The organism is Methanolobus sediminis (assembly GCF_031312595.1).
Classification (GTDB): domain Archaea; phylum Halobacteriota; class Methanosarcinia; order Methanosarcinales; family Methanosarcinaceae; genus Methanolobus; species Methanolobus sediminis.
Genome location: NZ_CP133592.1, coordinates 1389608 through 1411687 on the forward strand (window position 1 = coordinate 1389608; position 22080 = coordinate 1411687).

19 protein-coding genes are annotated in these 22080 nt (G+C 42.2%); 5 read left to right on the top strand and 14 right to left on the bottom strand.

What is annotated here, in order from left to right:
* Positions 1-106: 106 nt before the first annotated feature.
* Together fhcD and RE474_RS06695 are read right to left on the bottom strand one after the other, a co-directional pair.
* The gene (gene fhcD / locus RE474_RS06690; protein WP_091710715.1) at positions 107-1000 is read right to left on the bottom strand and encodes a formylmethanofuran--tetrahydromethanopterin N-formyltransferase; all 894 of its coding nucleotides are present in this window, start codon (positions 998-1000) and stop codon (positions 107-109) included.
* Between the two features lie 107 nt (positions 1001-1107).
* Entirely contained in the window at positions 1108-2784 is a 1677-nt protein-coding gene (locus tag RE474_RS06695; RefSeq protein WP_309312185.1) for a hypothetical protein, read from the bottom strand.
* A gap of 213 nt (positions 2785-2997) precedes the next feature.
* Here RE474_RS06695 and RE474_RS06700 point away from each other — a divergent pair, with 213 nt between their 5' ends.
* Complete coding sequence (locus tag RE474_RS06700; protein WP_309312186.1) at positions 2998-3192, top strand: hypothetical protein; 195 nt, start codon at positions 2998-3000, stop codon at positions 3190-3192.
* Between the two features lie 61 nt (positions 3193-3253).
* Here the strand turns inward: RE474_RS06700 and RE474_RS06705 are convergent, their stop codons facing one another.
* Complete coding sequence (locus tag RE474_RS06705; protein WP_309312187.1) at positions 3254-5470, bottom strand: copper-translocating P-type ATPase; 2217 nt, start codon at positions 5468-5470, stop codon at positions 3254-3256.
* 24 nt (positions 5471-5494) lie between these two features.
* Complete coding sequence (gene cooS, locus RE474_RS06710) at positions 5495-7399, bottom strand: anaerobic carbon-monoxide dehydrogenase catalytic subunit (RefSeq protein ID WP_309312218.1); 1905 nt, start codon at positions 7397-7399, stop codon at positions 5495-5497.
* Positions 7400-7543: 144 nt separating this feature from the next.
* Between cooS and RE474_RS06715 the strand changes: the two genes are divergently transcribed.
* On the top strand, positions 7544-8173 hold the full coding sequence (locus RE474_RS06715; RefSeq protein WP_309312188.1) for a 4Fe-4S binding protein: 630 nt from the start codon (positions 7544-7546) through the stop codon (positions 8171-8173).
* Positions 8174-8259: 86 nt separating this feature from the next.
* On the top strand, positions 8260-9057 hold the full coding sequence (locus RE474_RS06720) for a ribonuclease HI family protein (RefSeq protein ID WP_309309624.1): 798 nt from the start codon (positions 8260-8262) through the stop codon (positions 9055-9057).
* 47 nt (positions 9058-9104) lie between these two features.
* Here RE474_RS06720 and RE474_RS06725 read toward each other — a convergent pair whose 3' ends face one another.
* The 8 genes from RE474_RS06725 to RE474_RS06760 all read right to left on the bottom strand — a co-directional run bounded on the left by RE474_RS06725 (position 9105) and on the right by RE474_RS06760 (position 17189).
* Complete coding sequence (locus tag RE474_RS06725; protein WP_309309625.1) at positions 9105-10658, bottom strand: ATP-binding protein; 1554 nt, start codon at positions 10656-10658, stop codon at positions 9105-9107.
* Positions 10659-11017: 359 nt separating this feature from the next.
* Positions 11018-11872, bottom strand: coding sequence for an ion transporter (locus RE474_RS06730; RefSeq protein WP_309309626.1), 855 nt, complete (start codon positions 11870-11872; stop codon positions 11018-11020).
* Positions 11873-11880: 8 nt separating this feature from the next.
* Positions 11881-12969: a DNA polymerase IV gene (gene dinB / locus RE474_RS06735; protein ID WP_309309627.1), complete on the bottom strand. Its 1089-nt coding sequence runs from the start codon at positions 12967-12969 to the stop codon at positions 11881-11883.
* A 107-nt stretch (positions 12970-13076) separates the two neighbouring features.
* Positions 13077-13286: a TOBE domain-containing protein gene (locus RE474_RS06740; RefSeq protein ID WP_309309628.1), complete on the bottom strand. Its 210-nt coding sequence runs from the start codon at positions 13284-13286 to the stop codon at positions 13077-13079.
* A 96-nt stretch (positions 13287-13382) separates the two neighbouring features.
* On the bottom strand, positions 13383-14441 hold the full coding sequence (locus RE474_RS06745) for a GNAT family N-acetyltransferase (protein WP_309309629.1): 1059 nt from the start codon (positions 14439-14441) through the stop codon (positions 13383-13385).
* A gap of 233 nt (positions 14442-14674) precedes the next feature.
* Entirely contained in the window at positions 14675-15643 is a 969-nt protein-coding gene (gene cysK / locus RE474_RS06750) for a cysteine synthase A (RefSeq protein ID WP_498371326.1), read from the bottom strand.
* A 22-nt stretch (positions 15644-15665) separates the two neighbouring features.
* Positions 15666-16628 (bottom strand): serine O-acetyltransferase, encoded by a 963-nt coding sequence (locus tag RE474_RS06755; protein WP_309309630.1) that lies wholly within the window; start codon positions 16626-16628, stop codon positions 15666-15668.
* Positions 16629-16745: 117 nt separating this feature from the next.
* Positions 16746-17189: a hypothetical protein gene (locus tag RE474_RS06760; protein ID WP_309309631.1), complete on the bottom strand. Its 444-nt coding sequence runs from the start codon at positions 17187-17189 to the stop codon at positions 16746-16748.
* A gap of 128 nt (positions 17190-17317) precedes the next feature.
* Between RE474_RS06760 and RE474_RS06765 the strand changes: the two genes are divergently transcribed.
* On the top strand, positions 17318-18472 hold the full coding sequence (locus RE474_RS06765) for a baeRF10 domain-containing protein (protein WP_309309632.1): 1155 nt from the start codon (positions 17318-17320) through the stop codon (positions 18470-18472).
* Between the two features lie 73 nt (positions 18473-18545).
* Here the strand turns inward: RE474_RS06765 and RE474_RS06770 are convergent, their stop codons facing one another.
* Both RE474_RS06770 and RE474_RS06775 read right to left on the bottom strand, forming a co-directional pair.
* Complete coding sequence (locus tag RE474_RS06770; protein ID WP_309309633.1) at positions 18546-19838, bottom strand: hypothetical protein; 1293 nt, start codon at positions 19836-19838, stop codon at positions 18546-18548.
* Positions 19839-20040: 202 nt separating this feature from the next.
* Positions 20041-20742, bottom strand: a complete 702-nt coding sequence (locus RE474_RS06775; protein ID WP_309309634.1) for a class I SAM-dependent methyltransferase — start codon at positions 20740-20742, stop codon at positions 20041-20043.
* Positions 20743-20847: 105 nt separating this feature from the next.
* Between RE474_RS06775 and RE474_RS06780 the strand changes: the two genes are divergently transcribed.
* Positions 20848-22047 carry an aldo/keto reductase gene (locus RE474_RS06780; RefSeq protein ID WP_309309635.1) on the top strand — a complete coding sequence of 400 codons (1200 nt, stop codon included), beginning with the start codon at positions 20848-20850 and terminating at the stop codon, positions 22045-22047.
* Positions 22048-22080 lie beyond the last annotated feature (33 nt).

Sequence of the window (22080 nt, forward strand, 5' to 3'; positions counted from 1 at the left end):
AATTTCTGCAGTTTAACAAAAAATGCACAGCTAAAAGCAAGTGAAAAAAACTCAGAAATCACAATATGACTAAAAAACAAAAAATATGAAAAATGAAAGAGCCTTTTTAGCAAAGGTCTTTCAGGTGGAACTGGTACTTACCGAGTTTGCCGCCGTAGTTTCCTGCGGTGATCTTTGATACACCAGGAACTGCGATAGCTGCTTCGATACCTGCCTTCATTGCCTTCTGGATAGCATCCTCGTCGACACCGTTGATGACAAGCTCGTAAACTGCCTTTACACCTTCTGGGATCTCGGTACCTTCGACTTTGTCCCTGATGGATGGGCAGAACTTCTCGTTTGCAGTTGCCTTCATGAACTTGTAGTTGTTAAAACCAGCCTTGGAACCACTTGCAACAATTCCGCCTGGGAATGGAGTGATTGTACCCTCAAGGTCCTTGATAGCGTCTACTGCCACTTCTGCTGCTGTAAGTGCTGTCATCTGGCTGTCACCGAAGATAAAGAAGTTACCGCCTGCAATACCTGCTACAGCGCCGATGTTCTCTTCTACGAGGAAGTCACCCTCCATGATAGGGATGCTGTACATCTTGCGGCCTGCTACCTCAGTTTCGGATTCCATACCATCACCGAAGAATTTGAGTTTGAAACCTACGTTGAACTGCTTCTCAGCTTCTGGCATACCGTTGAAAACAGCTGTTGTTGGTGCTGTAAGCACACACTGGCCAAGGCGCTCAAGTAACTGGTGTTCAAGTGATTCGTATCCGAAGGTGCAGATCTGGATGTATACACCAGGTCTTCCGTCAGGAGTCTCATCAGGACCAACGAACTTTTCAATACCTGCTTCTGCAGGGCACATAATAACAGAGGTACCGAATCCTGTTGCTTCAAGTGCAGCTATCTCTGCCCAGCGTTTTGTTGCTGCGGTGATAAGTACTCTTGAGATCTTGATCGGGAACGCTTCTGCAAAAGTATCTTCGATTTCTACTCCATTGATTTCCATAATAATCCCTTGTTTTAAGTTAAAATTAAGTAGCCAACATCAAATGTTGCACTAACTATAGCAGTAATACAAGACAATTACAATACATATACTCTTCGAAAAGAAGACTATCTTCCGCCTGACTTGCGGTATGTCTTATCAAAAAGGGCAAACATTTCCCTGTCAATTTCTTGATACTTGCCGATCTCAAAAATAGCTTCACTGACAACAACTGAAATAGATTCGATGTTCGAAAGGTTTGCAAGGCTCTTTGATGAACTGGCTGTAGATTCAACCATCTGTTCCTTTATTGAGATCTCACATACCTCGACAATGGCATTGACAGCAAGTGAAACGTTGTCTGCCTGATTATCTGATGCCGCAACAGTACAGAAATGTTCCATCACAGGAATTATCCTTGAGACCTTTTCATCTGAATGCTTTCTTGCGGCAACAACTCCTATGTCTTTCAATGCAGCTGTAACATCAGCAAGGGATTCCTCTCCGAATATCTGCCCGACCTCTTCAAGTGCTTCTATCACTTTATCGAGGCAGTCATGTCTTTCTCTTCCAGGAGATTCCTGCACAGTTTTAATTCCGATGTCTCTCAGTGAATAGATAATGAGTTTCTTCAGATGTTTCTGGTCTTTATTATCAACTGTCCTTGCAAGTTCAAGCAGGACTTCCCGGATGTTGCTCAGGGTTGCAGTATCCCTGTTAACTGCTGCATCAAGTGCTATCTTCTTAAGCAGGACAACTGACTTTTCAGTACTTTCGAGCATGTCTTTCTTAGCAGCTGCGACTCCGATATCACCGGTAGCAATTGCAAGTTTGTGAAGAGGACTTGAGACTCTCCTGTTCCTGAAAATATCAACTATATCCGTAATATCCTTTGAGTGTTTGATGAGTGCAAGTTTGTCTACCGGAGGGAAGTATTCTATTTCCCTGTGCAGTTCGAAGAAACCAGTCATATTATCAAGGGTTTGCAGACTAAAGCTTTCCATACCGGCTTGTGAACATTCTTTTCCAATGGAACCGAAAGCATCGATAACTTCCATCAATACGAACCTGTTCTTTTCTTCCCTTGCAAGGATGGCAAGCTGGTACAGATGTATGTTGATATACTTTATAATGAGGTTCTTTTTTCCACCGGAACTGAGAACTTTTAAGCACACATATGGGATTGTCCTTACTCCCACGATTGCAGTGAAATCATCATTATTCCTCACAGCTCCCCGTATTCTATCGATCACAGGCTGGAGCGGATCGATATTTTCTTTCCCTGCTTCCAGTTTTCTGTAACTTTCATTCATATCATATATCTGCAGGTCTTTGGTCAGTTCCTCAAAGGTCTTTTTCACAGCTTCAGTTCTGAGGTAATCAGCCAGCAGAAAAGCTAATACAGAGAGAATGAGTGAATATACAAACAGTATTATCATTCCCATGGGTTTGAATGTTCCCAGAAAATGCATGATGGATGCCGCAAGGGCGAATGTGCCGATCGTGTAGGAGAACATGTCGGTGAGTGCGTCCCTCTTACCGGCAAGCCAGAGGCTGGCTGCCCAGAAAATCCCAAAAAAGATAGCAAGAAGAACATTAATTCCAAAAATATCCATCTGCTGACTTACAAGTATAATGGAAATATATCCAAACTGGATGACCACTGAACCGATAGCAAGATCAGCTCCAACATCCCTGAGATTGATTTTCAGGTAATTTTTGATCAGGATGTCTGCAATAAGGAAGAGTGATATTACTCCACTTATAAGAGCTGTATCAACAATATCAGGTATGAGGATCTCCATAGCTTTTATATTGTTGATTTGTATTTATATATATATTTATTGAAATAAACGGTCTGAGATTCATTCCAGATTATTTTATTATCTCTAACATTAAAAAAAGCAGGTTTTAGCATAATTTCTTTATATTTAATCTTAATTTATTAGTTATATTAGGAAGAAGCATGGTCAAATTCGATGATTAGATCGTATTTCTTCCGTCCGGGGAACAAATAAATGAGATTACAAACATGGAAAACAATTGCTATTTTTTTGCTTGCAATTCAGCTTTTTATATCTTTGCAACTCAGTGAATGGGAAATACATGCCAAATCAGGATTCGGTGAACTTACATTTCATATTGGATTATTTATGGGTCTTTTACTTGGTGTGTCGGTTACAAAAATAGCTGATAAATATACAAAAAGTTAAACTAACAATGCAGAAAAAGATTTTCTCTGCATAGAAAAATAAGTAAATCGGAATATTGAAATTAATCAGACTTGTCATCTTTGCCAATGGATAGCATCCTGGCATTTATGGCAACTATGATCGTACTCATTGACATAAGCACTGCTCCTGCTGCCGGTGAAAGCAATATTCCCTGCTGGTACAGCACTCCTGCAGCGAGCGGTATTGCCAGTGCATTGTAACCCGTTGCCCAGAAGAGGTTCTGCACCATTTTACTGTACGTTGCCTTTGAAAGTTCCATGATCGCCAGCACATCAAGCGGATTACTTTTTACAAGTACTATGTCCGCTGTTTCCACTGCAACATCAGTTCCTGCTCCAATGGCTATACCCACATCAGCCTGTGCAAGGGCAGGTGCATCATTGATTCCATCTCCCACCATCGCAACGATGAGTCCCCTTTCCTGAACCTCCTTTATTCTGGAAGCCTTCTCATCTGGCAGGACACCTGCAAAGTACTCATCAAGGCCGATCTGGTCTGCAACTCTTTCAGCCACCTGCTTCTGGTCACCTGTAAGCATAAAACATTTGATGCTCATTTCTTTCAGCTTGCTCACAGCTTCTTTTGATTCAGGCCTGACCACGTCTTCAAGTGCAATAGCTCCCACTGCCTTCTCATCGATAAGAACAAAAACCGTGGTCATCCCCTGACTGCTTATTTCCTTCAGTTTCTTTTCAGGATAACCAATTCCTTCTACTTCCAGATATGCGGGACTTACGACCTTCACATCTTTTCCATTAACAGTTCCCTGTGCACCTTTTCCTGAAATGGCACTGAAATTCTCAACCTTATATTCAGGTTCAGCAGAATTCAGTATCCCCTTTGCTATCGGATGCTCGGAATCAGATTCAATGGATGCTGCATAACTGAGTATTTCTTCTTCCTGCATGTTCTCATCAAAGACAACAACGTCACTGACTCCGAATTCTCCCTTTGTGAGAGTTCCTGTCTTGTCAAAAACAATTGCATCAATATTCCTTGCTCTCTCAAATGGTCCCCTGTTCCTGATAAGCAGTCCGTTACGTGCACCTATGGCAGAGGAGACGGCAACCACGAGTGGGATTGCAAGTCCCAGAGCATGGGGGCAGGTGATAACCATAACAGTCACCGCTCTCTCAATTGAGAAAGCCAGATCGGTATCTGCCAGCCAGAACCATGCAAAAAAAGTGAGTGTACCTGCTGTTAGAGCGATTATTGTGAGCCACAATGCTGCTCTGTCAGCAAGATTCTGGGTTTTTGATTTGCTTTGCTGTGCCTGTGAGACCAGGTCAAGCATTTGTGACAGGAAAGAATCCTTTCCTGTTTTACGAACCTCAACTGTAAGAGAACCTTCACCGTTGATAGCACCGGCAATAACTTCGTTCCCTTTTTCCTTTGGAACCGGATTTGATTCGCCTGTAAGCATTGCCTCATTTACAGAACTCTGTCCGTCAACCACAATACCATCAACAGGAATCTTCTCTCCGGGTTTGACAAGGACTTTATCTTCAATTTTAAGTTCGTCAATCGGGAAGTCATCTGTTTTTCCATCAGGTTTCAGGAGATGAGCATCCGATGGCAGGAGTTTGACCAGTTCCTGCAAGGCCATTGATGCTCCCATCACAGATTTCATTTCCATCCAGTGCCCGAGGAGCATGATGTCTATCAGGGTTGCGAGTTCCCAGAAAAAGAGCTTACCTTCAAGCCCGAATACAACAAGACTGCTGTATCCGTAGGCAACGGTGATGGCAACCGCGATAAGTGTCATCATGCCGGGATTTTTTGCTGAGAGTTCGTCTTTTATTCCTTTGAGGAAAGGCCAGCCACCATAGAAGAAAACTGTAGTTGAGAACACAAACAGCAGGTATGTGTCACCGGAAAAAGATGGAATGGTAATTCCAAGACCTGAGTTAAGGAAAATCTGAATAATCGGAGACAGGAGAAGTATTGGTATCGTCAGGAGAATTGATATCCAGAACCTTTTCCTGAAATCCTGAACCATCATTGCATGGTGGTTTGAATGGTCTCCATGACTCTGGTGACCTTCATGTACCTGATGGGATTCGTGTTTTCCATGTCCTGAATGTCCATCATGTTCACTATGAGAAGTATGACTTTCATGCTCACCATCAGCTTTCTCTGTCATTTCATGATGCATACCATGATTCATTTTATGATGTTCTGCATGACCACCCTCATTCTCAGTTTCATGTTCATGCATTCCATTTTCCATTTTCATGGCAGAATCATCATGGTCCATTTTCTTTCACCGGTAAATCCTTTTTTAGATTCCGAGCTTCTTACGGTTGTTCTCAATATGTTCAAGCATGAGCTCAACTGCTTTTACGGCATCAGTTTCCACATTCATTACTCCGCCTGTAACGTCTTTACAGTCCTCGGTGAGGAGTTTCACAAGATTTGGTGCTCCTGTAACGGTTGGAACAGGATTTACATGTGTATAAAGTCCGAATGCCAGTGCAAATATAGCGTCTATCGTTGCTTTCTGCTCCATATACTCAGGTGCAGTGGCAACAACTGGCAGATCAGGCACAGGCACATCGCCAAGAGCTGCAGATACAGCAGCTATCAGGTCAGCAATTCTGCCAGTATCGGTACAGGTTCCGTAACTGAGCACCGGAGGAATTCCCAGTGCTTCACAGATAGCTTTTAGTCCCGGTCCTGCAAGTTCTTTTGCTTCGGGACTGCAGAGTCCTCCAACCTGCATGGCTGCATTGCCACATCCCATGGAAAGCACCAGTACATCCCTTTTGATCAATTCCTTTGCAACGGCAATACTGTGACTGTCCTGACCTGTGTCTCTTAAGGTTGTACAGGAAACAAGTCCTGCTACACCACGCAGAGTACCGTCTTTGATGGCATCCAGAAGCGGGTCAAGTTTTCCTCCAAGAGCATCCAGTATGCTTTCTGTGGAAAAGCCCACCACAGCTTCACTCATCGGCAGATCTGTAACAGGCTTAACACTGGCCTTCCGTTCCTTGAAATTATCAATTCCCATCTGAAGCAGTTTTGCTGCCTGCTCACTGGCTTTTTCAGGAATGTAGTCCAAACGGTCACTGACTCCTTCAAATGAAACAAGGTCGCTTACGGGGATAAGTTTGAATTTGTATTTTTCAGCATATATCGGGTCTATTGGCATGGAGCAGTTCATATCTGCAACAAAGATGTCCACACAACCGCTTGCAAGCACAGCTTCCTGCATGATCCAGTTTCCTGTAAATCCGTAGAAAGCATCATCCATTTCCCATCGCTGGATCATTTCCTGTCCCGTTTCAATGTTGGCGATCACCCTGAGACCTTTTGCTCCAACCTGCTTGGCTTTATCCTGCCACTCAGGTGTTCTTGCAAGCTGCACCATGGCAAATCCCAGGAATGGCTCGTGACCGTTAGGAAGGATATTTACATAATCAGGATCAAGCACTCCGAGATCTACTCTCATGTTGTGAGGTTTGGGCAATCCGAATATGATGTCTTGGCAGTATTCATTGACTATCTGGCTCTGGTATGCCATTGCCACACCAAGTTTCATGGCCTTCAGTGCAAGACTGACGTAATTTCCATCTACATTGGTCAGGGATGAGCTTGTTGATCTCAGGATCTCTGTCTGGATTCCTCCGGGGAAGATACCGATCTTCTTCCATAAATCCTGCCTCTCCTTTGGAGCAAGCAATTCTACGATTTTGCTTGGCTGTCCGTATTCCCTTGTAAAATCTTCTTCTACAAAGTCACAGAGTTTCAGGGCAACATCGCCTATATTTCCACTGAGATCTATTCCAAGTCTTCCGGCGAAGTTTCTCAGTTTTTCCTCTTCGGTGATCTTAAAAGGAGTTTCACCCTTTGCGGTGGCTCGAAGTGTCTTGATTGTCTGATTGGTATGATATTGATAGGTCGAGGCACCCATGACGTTACGTAAAAGCATCATGCGCATGGCCATTCCATCGGCAGTTATTCCACAAACTCCCCTTTTGTCCTTCAGTGCATCGCCGCGGCAAGGTCCATTGGAACAAAGGTCACAACGCATACCTCCCTGGCAGAAATTACATCTTCTGTCCGGACTGCTACCCATACCCTGGGCTTCATAGCGGTCCCAGATATTGGTTATACCGTCTTCTTTTATCCTTTTATACACTGTACGCACTGACTCATGATACGATATTCTGTCATCTTCCACATTAATTCCCCATATGTGTTCGGATTTTGCATCCATATGTATTTGGTACGGCAGACTTTAAAACTCTTTGGAAATTATAAAATTGAAAAGAATAGCCAAAAGTTAATATCTATAAAAGTGTAAAAATAATACCCTGGTGAAATTATGTTAAAGATAACTCCCTATATGGGACCGCTTGTTATCATCGTTTCAATAGCAGGGCTATGGTTCCCGCTGCTTGGTTATTTTATGTTGCTGGTATTTGGCGCTATTTTCCTGATAGCGCCATTCCGAGGCCGCTGGTTCTGTGGAAACCTTTGCCCAAGGGGTAGCTTCATGGATTTCTGGGTGGGTAAAGTCTCTGAAAAAAGAAAGATACCTAAGTTTCTCAAAAGCTACTGGATAAGAGTTCCTCTTTTCATGCTGATGATTGTCTTTATGGGTTACAGGCTCATGAATACTCATGGACTCATCAACCAGATTGGAATGGTGCTTGTGATAATGTGTCTGGTAACGTCTTCCATTGCAGTTGTATTGGGAGTTACAATAGCTCCCAGGACATGGTGTACTTTCTGTCCAATGGGAACACTCCAGAGCATAGTGGGTGTGAATAAGTATCCGCTGCAAATGGACATAGAAAAATGTATCAAATGCCACAAATGTGAAAAGATATGTCCTATGCACCTGAATATTGTGGAAATGACACATAATCCTGATTGTATCAAATGCGGAAGATGCATTGATATTTGTCCAAAGGATGCACTTAGTTTCAAAAAATCAGTGAAAAGCGCGTGATTTTTCCTCTCTACCTTTTCTTTTTTATCTTTTAATTCTATTCTTCCAGCAGATACAAAAGCAATGACTAACTTTTTAAAGTAAATATGGACACACTGAATTTTGACGGCTCATGCGACCCGAATCCCGGAGGAATAATGGGATTCGGATGGATAATCAACTGGAGTAGCGGCAAAAAAGCAACTGAAGGTAGTAAGGAAAAGAAACCTTCAAAATCCAATACCAATAACGTTGCCGAGTACACAGCCCTGAAAGAAGGTATTTCCAATTACCTGGAACTCGGAGGAAAGGGTCCTCTCCACGTTCGTGGTGACAGTAAACTTGTAATAAGCCAGATGTCAGGGAAATGGAAAGTCAATAACGAAAATCTTGCAAAGATCAAAGAGGAAACTGATTCCATAATCAAAAAACATAACCTGAAGGTTAAATTCACATGGGTTCCCAGGGAACAGAACACCATTGCTGACAGGCTTGCACTTCCTAAATCCAGAAGAAACAAAATTTCGAAAACAGAATCAAATACGGATTCAAATACAGGTTCTGTAAAACCTGAGAACAGGAAGTTCGTTGCAGATGTGAATTCATCTTCGGTTTCTTCAAAACTAAGACTTCAGATCAATGAACTTAACACCTCTCCCTCTCCAGGTTTCAAATCCTTTGCACAGCTTAAGGTTGGTGGATTCGACTCATTTTCAAGGAAGAAACTTGAGACCTTGCAGAAGGAAGCAGGTTCCAAAGCTTCAGCCATTGCTGAAAAGGAGTTTTCAAACAATCCAACTCAACAGGCTTCAGCACTCAGGTGGATGCTTCGGGGACTTTCCACTGACCTTGCAGTAAAAAAGGTCAAAGTAGATATTGAACTCAGTAAAAAGAGAAAAAAGTAATAGAAACATCAATTTATTGGGGTTACAGATTATCCAAAGTTCTATATTTAGAATGGGGCTTTTCTGATGGTAAACCAGAAAACACTTCCACGGCCAATCGGATTATTTTCAACTCCAATCTCTCCACCGTGAAGTTCCACTATCCTTTTTGCAATGGCAAGACCAAGGCCGCTTCCCTTTATGCTACCTTTGTCTGCACGTCTGAAACGCTCGAATATCATTTCCCTGTCACTGTTGTTGATTCCTGAGCCGGTATCAGTGACCTGTATTTTCCATTTGTCCATTGCATCTGAAATGGATATTGATATTCTTCCATTTTGAGGAGTGAATTTTATAGCATTAGAGAGAAGGTTGAGGAACACCTCTTCCAGTATTGGATTGATAAAAGAGGAATATGGTCCTACTGCTTTGATATCGAAATGAATCCCATTTTTACTCATTTCAGAACTAAGATTCCTGATAACTTTTTCAAGAACAGGCAAAAAGTCCTGCTCTTCAAATTTGATATCATCGATAGATTCCAGTTTAATGAACTTTGAAGCAGATTCTATCATGTAGATCATTCTTTCATTGTTCTTGTGAATCTTATCCAGCAGGTTCTGTTTGCTATCCTCATCTTCGACAATTATCAGTTCTTCAGTAAAGCCGCGTATTATATTTGCAGGATTGAGAAGGTCGTGTGTCAGTATGTCTGTGAAAAGCACTTTCAGGTGGTTTGCATCCTCTAGACGCTTTGCATATCGTTTGAGATTCTCTTCAGCTTCTTTCCTGCTTAGAGCTTCTGCAAGCACATTGGCCACAGATTGCATAAAGTGCATATCGTCTTTAGAGAACATCCTTCTCTGCGTTGTATGTACGTTCATTACACCGTAAGGGTCTTCCCTGCTTCCGATGGTAACATCCATTCCACTGACGATACCATTTTCTCTTAGTAAAGATAATCCGCTGAATTTATCCTGCGAATTGTTTTCCTGAATAATTGTGTCTTTTTCGCAGTCAGAGTACAAAGTGTAGCAGACAATGTCATTCTTGCTGTCTTCACCTTCATTTTTGCTATTGTTTTCCTCTTCCCAGCCAACGCCTGCAACCATGACAGCATCATTGCCTTCTTTTTTCATGATTCGGCAATATTCGACATTAAGAGTGTCTGTCACAAGTCTGACCGACTCCTGCATGAGCTCATCAAGATCTGCTCCTGCAAGTCCTTCCTGTCCAAGCTTTGCAACGGCAGCCTGTTGTTTTTCTCTCATTTTCAGGGTATTTTCAATGGATTTGCATTCACTGATGTCCTTTGCGTGTCTCACTACCATTGAGACACTGCCGTTATCATCAAAAAGAGGTGAAAGCTCGATGAGTTTTGTTTTATTGTCAAGAGGATCTTCCATCTCGAATTTACAGCATTTTCCTGTTGCAAAAACCTCTAGCAAACGGCATGATTCGCAGGGTTTGGTCTGCTTCATGAGGCAACTGTAACACAATGGATTACCCATTTTTTCATTTGCAGCTATAGAATCACAATTCTTCCAGTTGCTTGTTACAATTCGCATATCCCGGTCTATTACAACTATGAGATCCTGTACTGATGACAGGGTTTTTTTCAAGAGATTGAGCTGACTATTATTCAGCTCATCGTTTTTTGTGTCACAGATTGAAATGTGAATCCCCCGGATAACTTTCAGTTATTATGATTCGGGAACGGATAGCTTATTACCAAAACATTATACTAGTAGTATAATATTATAAGACCGAATCAAGATGAAAACTCTCTAGAATTCTGCTATTTATATGTATCCGGGTTTTTCACATATGATGATGAGAATGAGCATGATATATTGTATCATTATTTGTATACTTCTCAAAAAATAGGAATGGAATCTATATGAGGCGAATCAATAATATTATAAAGTCATAATATATCCAATCTCATATATTTACTACAAATCAATATCTGATATTTATCTTATAATTTTGTTCCGCAATGCTTACAAAAACGGGCATCGCTATCGTTTTTGTCATTTCCGCAATTATTGCAGATATTCTCAGATCTTTTCTTTTCTCTTTCTTCAATGGAAGCAAAACTAATTTCCGCTGTTACAATACCTGTAGGAACGGCAATTATACTGTAACCAATTATCATAATAACCGAAGAAAGTGCAATTCCAAGCGGAGTTTTCGGCACAACATCACCATATCCGACAGTTGTCAGGGTCACGATAGCCCAGTATATACTGAATGGTATACTTGTAAATCCGTTCGTTTCTCCCTCTATAAGATACATGAGTGAACCCAGGATAACTACAAGAGTTAGCACCGTGAAAAGAAAAACAGTAATCTTTCTTCGGCTGGCTTTCATAGCGGTTACCAATAGTTCAGCCTCATTGAGGAATTTGACAAGTTTGAGGATACGGAATATTCTCAGCACCCTGAGTATCCTGATCACAAGCAGGAACTGGCTTCCCGGCAAAATGAGACTCAAGTATGTAGGCATGATGGCCAGCAAGTCTATTATTCCTAAAAGGCTGGTTGCATATCTGGTCTTGCTTTTAACACAAAGCATTCGAAGAGCATATTCAATTGTAAAAAGTATAGTGAAAAACCACTCTATATTAAAGAGTATGTCACCATGTGCAAGCCGGAATGATTTCACACTGTCCAGCATGACAGCCAGCACACTCAAGAGGATGCTTACTATCAGGATTATATCGAAATTTTTCCCGGCCGGAGTGTCTGCCTCAAAGATTATTTCGTAAAGATGGCTTCTCCAGTTATTCCCATCCGGTTTGTTATCTGAATACTTATCCTCGTTTGCAGCCATTACTATCCTCAAAAATCAAAAAGGCTCTTTTGTCCTGTACTTTCCTGCAGGTTGCCAACTCTTACTCCAATACGCCTGAAGTTAATAGTGCTTTCTTCAAGGAACTGTTTCATCAGTTCCACAGCATTCTCGGTAAGGATCTCCCTGTCACTTACAGCATGGTTGAAGGTCTTGCTTTTTGTTGAAGTTTTGAAATTTGAGAATATAACGGTTACTGTTACAGAACGAAATGAAACTTTCCTTTTTTTGACCTTGCCGATAACATCATCCATAAGCTCATCCAGCAAAGAGAATATCATATTCTCATTCCTGCTGTCATTTTTAAGTGAAGCCATCCTGCCTATCTGGTCACTTGCAGTTCTTTCTTTCACAGGACTATCATCCTGACCCGATGCAGCCCCTTTCAACCACATGCCTTTGTTCTTTCCAAAAACGGAAATGAGTTCCATAACATCAAAAGCAGCCAGTTCTTCAACAGTTGTGATTCCCATTTCGGCCAGCTTATCCTCAGTTACCTTGCCAATTCCCCATAATTTCTTCACCGGCATCGGTTTAAGAAAATCTTCAGTTTCTTCTGGTCTTATTACAGTTATTCCATCAGGTTTGCGAAAAGATGATGCCATCTTGGCAATGAGTTTGTTGGGGCCGATGCCAACCGAGCAGGTAATTCTTTCCTGTGATTTCACTTCTTCTTTGATCCTGAGACCGATTTCCTTTGCAAGATCATAATCACAATTGCAGGATTCGGTTATCTCCAGAAAAGCCTCATCAATACTGATCTTTTCAAAGGCTTCCTCACTGTCTGCATTGGACCTGAGGATTTCCATTACACTTGCTGAAACCTCTTCATAGAACGCTTTGCGTACCGGCAGAAAAACAGCATCAGGCTTTTTGGATTTTGCAAGCTTGCATGGCATTGCAGAGCGTATTCCGGCATCCCTTGCAATATAATTAGAAGTACTGACAGCTCCGCCTGATTCACCACGGTTGGAATACATGCAGACAACAACAGCTTTTCCTTTAAGTGTCGGGTCTTCCCTCTCTTCAATTGCAGCATAGAAATAGTCCATATCCACATGAATTATCACACGTTCCATCAGTTAGTAAGTATGCTCAGGAGCTTTTTATGGTTAACTGACACGGCAGAAATCAAATATAGAAGTATAAAAAGCTGTTTTTGTCTGAGAAAAAAAGATTAAGCCACTTAATCTGTGGCTACGATGACATTTGATGCTTTTACGATTGCGTATACTTCCTTTCCGACTTCAATACCCAGTCTGTCTGCTGAACTCTTTGTGATAATGGATGTTATCTCTGAGCCACCTGGAAGTTCAATTACTATTTCTGCATTAACCGCACCCAGAACGATTTCTTTTACCTTTCCTTTAAGATTATTTCTTGCACTAATTTCCATCCATGAAACCTCCTTTAGATTTCAGGATGAAATTATTTTGAAGATGTATATACTTTGCGATATTTTTTGAAATATTCGTCTGGTGATAACGGTGTATCAGAGTATCGTATCCCTGCAATCTACGTGCATACGGTTGAAATCAGGCACTTTTCCTGAGATTGGTTTTGCGTAGAGATAGAGTTTCTCGTACATTGGCTTGAACTTCTTCATTATTCCAATGATCGGATCATCAGGGTCGGTATAGGCTCCGAAGAACTCACAATTTGTATCATACATGAGATTGTTGCAATACTTCAGTATATCTTCCATTGCATGACTGTGTTCCTGCTCAAACGCATGGTCAACAATGGAATGTAGCTTGCAGACTTCACCTTCACCTGGTATTCTTGGCATGCTGACAAAGTGTCTTAGTATTCCATAAGTATTTGTCATGAACTTCCACATCATTGGTTCCTTTGTGTAGGTAACTTCCATAAGAACAGATGTGTCCCAGAGGCCTGCGCATGCAACTATATGTCCTTTCCATTTTGCCACAATGAAATTCTCAAGTCCGTATCCAAGTATTTTCTCAGCGTAGTCCCTGAAACTCTCTGTTGAGAATGGTGTAAAATGAGTATTTCCATGATAATAATCATTGAGGAGTTTAACAGCTTCATGAATATCTTCTGGGTTGATTCTCTCAAGCTCATATCCGGCTTTAACATCTTCCTTTTTATAAGCCGACATCGAAATGACCTGTATGTTCTTCTCCCTCATGTACCCCATCTTATCAAAAAGGTTCATGAATGCTTCATTTGGTTCATAAACATAAGAATAGATGTGAGAAGCCTTTACTTCTGCTGCAGCTCTTTCTGCTTCCCTGACAAGCTCAACTGCAATCCCCTGTCTTCTATGGTCAGGATGAACCATAACTTCTGCAATGTAAAGGTATGGTTCATCCGTTCCCTGTTTAATTGTCCACCCTATCCATCCCACAGCGGTGGCATCTTTTTCTGCGACACGGATCTCCCAGTTGTCATAAAGCTCATATCTTGCCGTTATATCCGGTCCTTTGTCAATGACCATTGCATATTCTTCATTTCCCTGAGGGCACAACTTTTCAATATTCAACAGAGCATCGTTGTCCTCTTCCCTAAAAGGTCTTATATTGATCATGCAATCACTCCGGTATCATTTATTTACGATTCCGGTAACAAGGAAACACCGGAAAAAACAGAGCCATAACTCCGCATCACAGGTTTTTAAATTATACGACTCCCAAATAAAAATTGAATTCGATGTGATATATAGGTTTTGGATTTAAATTAAAGCTAATTAATAAAATATTCAAGAGCAGCTATCAAATTGATAAGTGAAAAGCTGCTCCTATTTATCCTCCTGATCAATCTTCATTCCTCATATTCAGCAAGTGCTGTGCTGAGATATCTTTCCCCTGTATCCGGTAATATCACAACTATCATTTTTCCTGCATTCTCCTCTCGCCTGGCAACCTGTAATGCTGCATGAAGAGCTGCACCACATGAGATTCCGACAAGTATTCCCTCTTTTTTTGCTATCTGTCTTGCAGTTTCAAAAGCATCCTCATTGCTGACTTTGATGATTTCATCGATGATTTCCGTATTCAGCACATCAGGAATGAAACCGGCACCAATCCCCTGTATCTTGTGAGGTCCGGGATTCCCTCCGGAAAGTACAGGCGAATCCTCCGGTTCAACGGCTATTGCCTTGAAAGAAGGCTTCCGGGCTTTAATAACTTCAGAGATTCCGGTAATAGTTCCTCCTGTACCGACACCTGCCACAAGATAATCTATTTTACCGTCTGTGTCCTTCCATATTTCTTCGGCTGTTGTACGGCGGTGTATCTCAGGATTTGCAGGGTTCATGAACTGCTGCGGAATAAAAGAGTTCTCAGTTTTCTTTGCCAGCTCCTCAGCTTCACTGATGGCTCCGTTCATGCCTTTACTTCCCGGTGTGAGAACTATTTCAGCGCCAAGCATACTGAGTATCTTCCTTCTTTCAATGCTCATGGTTTCAGGCATCGTGAGGATGAGACGATACCCCTTTGCTGCACAAACAAAAGCAAGTCCTATTCCTGTGTTGCCTGATGTTGGTTCTATCACGATTGAATCTTTATTGAGAAGCCCCTCTTTTTCAGCCGTTTCTATCATATTCAGAGCAATACGATCCTTAACTGAGCTTAATGGATTAAAGGATTCAACCTTACCGATCACAGTTGCATGACATCCTTCAGTGATCCTGTTCAGGCGAACAAGAGGTGTATTTCCAACTGTCTTTGTTATGTCTTCATAAATTCTGATTTTACCAGCTCCCTTTAAAATTAATTTGTTTCTTAAGATTCAAAGCAGATGACAGATACTCTCATTTTTTTTCCTTGAAAATGAGTCTCGGTTCTTCGATAATCACCTTTGTATCAGGTGGAACTGACTTTGTGATCCAGACATTACCGCCTATAACTGACCGTGTGCCAATCACGGTATCTCCACCGAGAATAGTTGCATTGGAATAGATGATAACATCATTTTCAATGGTAGGATGCCTTTTTTTATCTCGTACAAGTTTTCCGGATTCATCTTTTGGAAAGCTCAGGGAACCCAGGGTAACTCCCTGATAGATACGGACATTGTCCCCAATCTCACAGGTTTCACCAATAACCACACCCGTACCGTGGTCGATAACGAATCCTTTACCGATCTTAGCACCGGGGTGGATATCGATTCCTGCAACACTATGCGCATACTCTGTCATGATACGGGGAATAATTGATATTCCTTGTTTGTGCAGTTCATGTGCTGAGCGGTACACGGTCATTGCAAATATCCCAGGATAGCTGAAGATGATCTCGTCGTGGCTCTTGGCTGCCGGATCACCCTCATATGTGGCAATGATATCCGAAGCCAGCATGGATCTTATTTCAGGTATCTTTCTCAGGAAACGTATGGTTTCCTCATGTCCACGGTCAATGCATTCGGTGCATTCCTCGTCACGGCGGTTGCATTCATGGATAATGCTGTTGGTTATCTGTTCTGATAGTTTGCCAAACAATTCGGTTATCTCATTTCCCAGATGATACGGCAAGGTATTCCTGTCGACTGTCTGGTCTCCAAAGTAACCCGGGAAGAGAATATCCTTTATCAGGTCGATGATTTCGATCAGTGCTTCTTTGGACGGGATAACAGCAGCTTCAAGGTGGTCAAAACAGCCTCTCTCAGAACAACTATTGACGACAAGGTCTATGATTTCCGGAATTTCCGGGCGATATGTATTGTCGACCATGGAATTCAGTATCGTGCATCTTTTTTGTCCTGATAATTTTTTGGTCATATTTATCCCGTCTTTAATATTCTATTTCTTCATGATGTTAACGCTGTTAACAATACTTGCATTTACAAACTCTCTTTTTTTTTGCGTAATTTCCATTCCAAAAGGCACAGCTATAATTCAGCACTGCCCACTTTCAGTAAACCTATAATATGATTGAAGATAATCCCATTTAAAATCTTTGAAGCTACTAATGAAACATTGTTTCTGTTTTGTGAATAAGGTTTTCAGCCGCCTTTTTTCCTTCGGGAGCGAATGAATTTGTATATACGGGTTCCACCCAGGTGAATAAGGAAATATTATTTCCAGAGGCTTTTTTTCAGAATCTGGATGATTTAAGACCTCTTTATTTCCAGTAGAGAGATCCAACCAGGGTATTTTCCATGTAATGTCATATTTCGCATTATTCTGGGATGAAAACTTTATTATAATAAGTTCCACACCCTCTCTTCTCTCTCCAGATATCTGCAATTGAATCAAATTCAGACTGAAAAGCAGATACTCGTTTCTTTCCACTGGAATCTCTGTCCTGAGGAACGATACCTGAATCGGAGCTGCTGGCATAGATAAAAATCTGTCATGACAATTATTTACTCTTTTTGATAGCTGCAATTATTTCCTGAAACCTACCTTTTGCAGAGTTTTTTTTCTTAAGCACACATCTTTAAATAGTACACACTATTAGATATTTTATGCAATCCGAAGGTCAAAAAGAGATAATTAGCGAGGAACTGCTTCCAGTCACGGATATTGATATCAGGGCACTGGCTGAGGTATATGATGAAAAACCTGTTTACCTTTCTGTTTACCTGCCGGTATCCAGAAGGGAAAATGAGCATTTGAACCGTATTTTTGTGGACTCAAGAGTGAGTGCTATCAAAAAAGCTTTGAACCCTGAACTTCGCTCTGAGTTTGAAAAGACCTTTGAGCTGGCAGGATCCTCAGTTTTTGAGGAGCCAATTTCAGGTGAAAAAGGAAGAATCATTTTTGCAAACTCAAAGGAATCCTTCCTTCATGTTTACAGGCTTGCAGTGGAACCGGAGCAGTCATTTGTTCTTGATACCTCACCTTATATGCTTCCGCTTGCAAGACTGAGAGCAGATTATGAGGATTATGGTGTGCTTCTGGTTGATTCACAGGAAGCTAAGTTCACATGCATACGTTCCGATATCGCAGAAGAAAAGAAACACCTTTCAACTGACCTTATGAACAAACACAAAAAAGGAGGCTGGAGCCAGATGCGTTTCAACCACCTGAGAAAAGGAGCCATCAAATCCTTCCTGTCAGAAGTTGCTGAAAATGTCCAGGGAACATGTAACCAGTTAGAGACAAGAGGTTTTGTTCTTGCAGGACCAGGGGAAGCAAAGCAGCAGCTTATGGAAATGCTGCCATATGAAGTCCAGCAGAAGGTTCTGGGCGTGATTGATGTTCCCATTGCTATTCCAAGAGATGAACTGGTGGAAGCCGGAGATGCTGTACTTCAGGAAAGTGAACATTCTGAGGCCAGACATGCTGCTGAAGAACTCAAGACAGCTCTGTTAAAAGGTGGTCTTGCAGCACATGGGATTGATGATGTAAAGGATGCTCTGGAACAGGCAAGGGTGAACATCCTGCTGATCCTGAAGGATTCATCGGTTCCAGGCTGGATCTGTGAGAGATGCCAGAACCTGCAGGCAAGTGCCAATGCTCCAAAGGAGTGTGACAGGTGTGGAGGACCAACATCTTCTGTGAATGTTATTGAGGAACTCTATGAACTTGCCCAGCGCACAGATGCGAAGGTCGTCTTCGTGGAAAAAGAGGATTTTCTGGATTCTGATGATGTTGTGGGTGCGCTTCTAAGATACTAATATATACAAAATTGAAAACAGGTTTTCCTGAATCGATTATCAGGAAAACCATTGAATTCTCAATACTATATCATCATTCGTCCGGATGCCATTTCTTCATATGCTCTGCATGTGTTTTCAAGTAAGCTCCTTTCCCATAGAACCTGTCATAGAAATCAAGGTCCAGATGATGAGCCTGCAGGTATGGCAGTACAAACATGCTGGGTACGGTTCCGGGGAACTTCCCGAATGTATCATAGATATACTGAGCCTGGAGCGCGGCACATTCTTTGAAATGCTCATCAGGGACCTGCGCACTGCTGCGTACTCCTGCCGTATCCTTGTAGTATCCGGGTGTTTCAGGGTTATATGGTCCTCCCGGGCCGAATTTCCTTTCCATTAGTGCGTCCACAGCATGTCGCATATTACGATAGTGAGGTGGTGTGAATCCCTCAAAGACACCTTCAAGTCCTGTAGGATTTGGAAGGGACCAGCGTTCATCGGTGTCATACCTGAATCCAAGTCCGGGAACTTCCGGGTCACCACTTGCACCAAGAACTGAGAACGGGTCCATACCATTGAACAACCATCCACCCAGACCCATGGCCTGCAGCATGAGCATACCTGCATAGCATGAGATACCAAGTTCTGTTGTCAGTTCTGAGAGGGACCACATTTCCAGAAAAGTGAGAGGATAGGGTTCTTTCACATCCACGATATCCGAGAACTGTTCTATTCCATCCATCTGTTTCCCGTTCACATCGTCATAGAAGCAGATACCGTTCTGAACGAAATAACATATACCTGCAAGAATGTGCTGAGCAAGATCTCCAACTGGAATCACCATTGTAGTGCCCGGATGGTTGACCACCCATGTATTATGTGCCTCTATATGTGGTGTCTCAGGTGGTATCTTCAGACGACCGTCATATATTTTGTGTACACAGCTCCGGTGTGCTTCCAGAAGCTCATCCACATTGAACATCCCGTCCTCGTCCCTTTCAGCCATTGCCGGTGCATCTCTGGTTTTGAATATGTACACTCCCTCGTCGTCAGTAAAGAACAGTTCACTTGTGTGGAAACCGGCGGCTGAAGGGAATGTTCTTCCACCGGCACTGCCTGCATAGTTCGACAGATACGGTGCATAGCGTTCTCCTCGCATGATAAGGTTGTGCCAGCCTGTGTTTCCACCCATAGACGTCAGTAATGTCATTTGCTCAAGCTCTGAAAGTGGTTTTGGCTTATACTTTGATGTGTACTTGAAGTAACCATCAGGTATAGATGCCCCCATGAAGAACCTGCGTGCTCTTCTTCCGAAAATTGCGTCTGAAAGTCTGAAGTTCAATACATCTTCGAATCCCGGTGGTAATTTTCCTGTTTCTCCCACATTATTTCCTCCTCTATAGACCCACATTTCATATACAGAAGGTTTTCTTCATGGAAATACCGTTATAACAGATCCATGTATAAGGAAAAAAGCATATTCCCTCATTGTGATTCTCTGCAGGGATTATGTATGATATTTTTTCCTGCTCCCCATTAAAAGTTGACTTACATTTGATTTAAGATTTCTGCAAAACAAAACTTAATCATTTAATGCAGTAAAACCCTGCCTGCATGTAAGAGTACCAGAACAGTTCCACGGTCCTGAATCCTGTTTCCCTCAGCAGTTTGAGATGTTCCTCAACTGTGATGGGGAAATATTCTGTTCCAAAACGCTTGAGATGTGCTTCAACCTCTTCCTCCGTTCTACCATGTCTGGACTGGAAATCTCCCCAGTAACTTTTTCCAATGGAAATACCCTCTTCTGTAAGCGGACTGATATTCTCAAAGGTGATGAAAATACCTCCTTCTTTCAGCAGTTCATAACATTTTAGAACTGCTTTTTTCCTGTTTTCCAGGTCAAGATAGTGGTGGCACTGGATCGCAGTGATGATATCCGGCTGTTCGCTGAGTTCCTGGGTGAAATCCTGGGTTGCAGAAGCTTCAAGGATTTTAATTTTATTACAGTTATATGATGAGAGTTTTTCCTTTGCCTGCGTGAGCATTCCTTCTGACGGATCAAGCATGAGGAATTTTGTATCAGGAAAATGTTCTATGGCCTTTGCGATGAATGTCCCTGTCCCGCATCCTGTATCCATCCATACTTTTGGTGGTTCCGGGAGTGATTCGACAAGATTTATGGTCTCTTCGTGAAATGATCTGTAGTAAGGGAGAACTGTAGATATCTTGGAATCATAATCCTCGGGAAGATGAGGAGTTTTGTTCTCATGAGTTTGGTCAGAAGGCATATAGCAAAATGGACTTTTTTATTATTTATATTTCCTTTGCAGAGCCTTTAAGTAATCCGACTGCCAAATGACTGATTAGTCACTTAAAGATAAGGAGCTAAGAGGATGTTATACAGGAAAATGCCAAAGAACGGGGACGAGCTCTCAATACTGGGTTTCGGTGCCATGCGCCTGCCTTTGAAAGAAGATATGACAATAGATGAACCAAGAGCCATGAAGCAGGTGCGCTGTGCCATCGACAATGGTGTGAATTATGTGGATACCGCCTGGCCATATCACATGGGAAAAAGTGAGCCTTTCCTTGGTCGTGCACTTGCAGATGGATACAGGGAAAAAGTAAAACTCGCAACCAAGCTCCCTATATGGATAGTTAAAAGCAGGGAGGATATGGATAAGTTCCTCAACGCGCAGCTTGAGAGACTTAATACGGATCATATCGATTACTATCTTATACACGGTCTGAACGGGAAAAGCTGGATCCAGATGAAAGAGCTTGGTGTAACTGAGTTCCTTGATACTGCAAAAGCAGATGGTCGTATCATCAATGCAGGTTTTTCTTTCCATGGCAACGGTAAGGATTTTGCACCGATAGTTGATGGTTATGACTGGGATTTCTGTCAGATCCAGTACAACTACATGGATGAACGGAACCAGGCAGGAACCGAGGGACTGGAATATGCAGCTTCAAAAGGATTGGGAATCATAATTATGGAACCGCTTCGTGGTGGAAATCTCACAAACCCCGTGCCACCTGAAATTGAAGAGATATGGAATACGGCAAAGATAAAGCGCAGTCCTGCGGAGTGGGCTCTGTGCTGGATATGGAATCATCCGGAAGTCACAGTTGTGCTTTCCGGCATGAATGAGGAATCACATATTGAAGAGAACCTCAGGATTGCAGATGAGGGCAAGCCGAATACTCTTACGGAAAGTGAACTGCAGCTTGTGGGAAAAGCGGAGCGGAAATACCGTGAAATAATGAAAGCAGGCTGTACAGGATGCAGGTATTGCATGCCATGTCCGGCAGCGGTTGATATTCCAACTTGTCTGGAGGTCTACAACAACCTGCATATGTTCAAAAAAGAAATGGAATCAAAGATGATGTATACCATGAGACTTGCAGGTATAGTAAGTGCTGATGAAGCACACTTCGCTTCCCAGTGCGTAAAATGTGGTGAATGTCTTGACAGGTGTCCGCAGCATCTGCCTATACCTGATCTTCTGGAAGAAGTGGTTAAAGACCTTGAAGGAGATGACCTGGGGTTAAGGGTCGAGATGGTAAAGGAAATGTTTTTTAGGACTTGATATTCATTTGTTTTCAGAAAAAGGAGAAATTTG

Coding starts and splice junctions, on each gene's coding strand:
- RE474_RS06775 (WP_309309634.1), bottom strand. CDS start 20,742: ATGCCTTCTGACCAAACTCATGAGAACAAAACTCCTCATCTTCCCGAG.
- RE474_RS06700 (WP_309312186.1), top strand. CDS start 2,998: ATGAGATTACAAACATGGAAAACAATTGCTATTTTTTTGCTTGCAATT.
- RE474_RS06720 (WP_309309624.1), top strand. CDS start 8,260: ATGGACACACTGAATTTTGACGGCTCATGCGACCCGAATCCCGGAGGA.
- RE474_RS06730 (WP_309309626.1), bottom strand. CDS start 11,872: ATGGCTGCAAACGAGGATAAGTATTCAGATAACAAACCGGATGGGAAT.
- RE474_RS06755 (WP_309309630.1), bottom strand. CDS start 16,628: ATGACCAAAAAATTATCAGGACAAAAAAGATGCACGATACTGAATTCC.
- RE474_RS06740 (WP_309309628.1), bottom strand. CDS start 13,286: ATGGAAATTAGTGCAAGAAATAATCTTAAAGGAAAGGTAAAAGAAATC.
- dinB (WP_309309627.1), bottom strand. CDS start 12,969: ATGGAACGTGTGATAATTCATGTGGATATGGACTATTTCTATGCTGCA.
- RE474_RS06760 (WP_309309631.1), bottom strand. CDS start 17,189: ATGCCAGCAGCTCCGATTCAGGTATCGTTCCTCAGGACAGAGATTCCA.
- RE474_RS06695 (WP_309312185.1), bottom strand. CDS start 2,784: ATGGAGATCCTCATACCTGATATTGTTGATACAGCTCTTATAAGTGGA.
- fhcD (WP_091710715.1), bottom strand. CDS start 1,000: ATGGAAATCAATGGAGTAGAAATCGAAGATACTTTTGCAGAAGCGTTC.
- RE474_RS06765 (WP_309309632.1), top strand. CDS start 17,318: ATGCAATCCGAAGGTCAAAAAGAGATAATTAGCGAGGAACTGCTTCCA.
- RE474_RS06705 (WP_309312187.1), bottom strand. CDS start 5,470: ATGGACCATGATGATTCTGCCATGAAAATGGAAAATGGAATGCATGAA.
- RE474_RS06715 (WP_309312188.1), top strand. CDS start 7,544: ATGTTAAAGATAACTCCCTATATGGGACCGCTTGTTATCATCGTTTCA.
- RE474_RS06780 (WP_309309635.1), top strand. CDS start 20,848: ATGTTATACAGGAAAATGCCAAAGAACGGGGACGAGCTCTCAATACTG.
- RE474_RS06745 (WP_309309629.1), bottom strand. CDS start 14,441: ATGATCAATATAAGACCTTTTAGGGAAGAGGACAACGATGCTCTGTTG.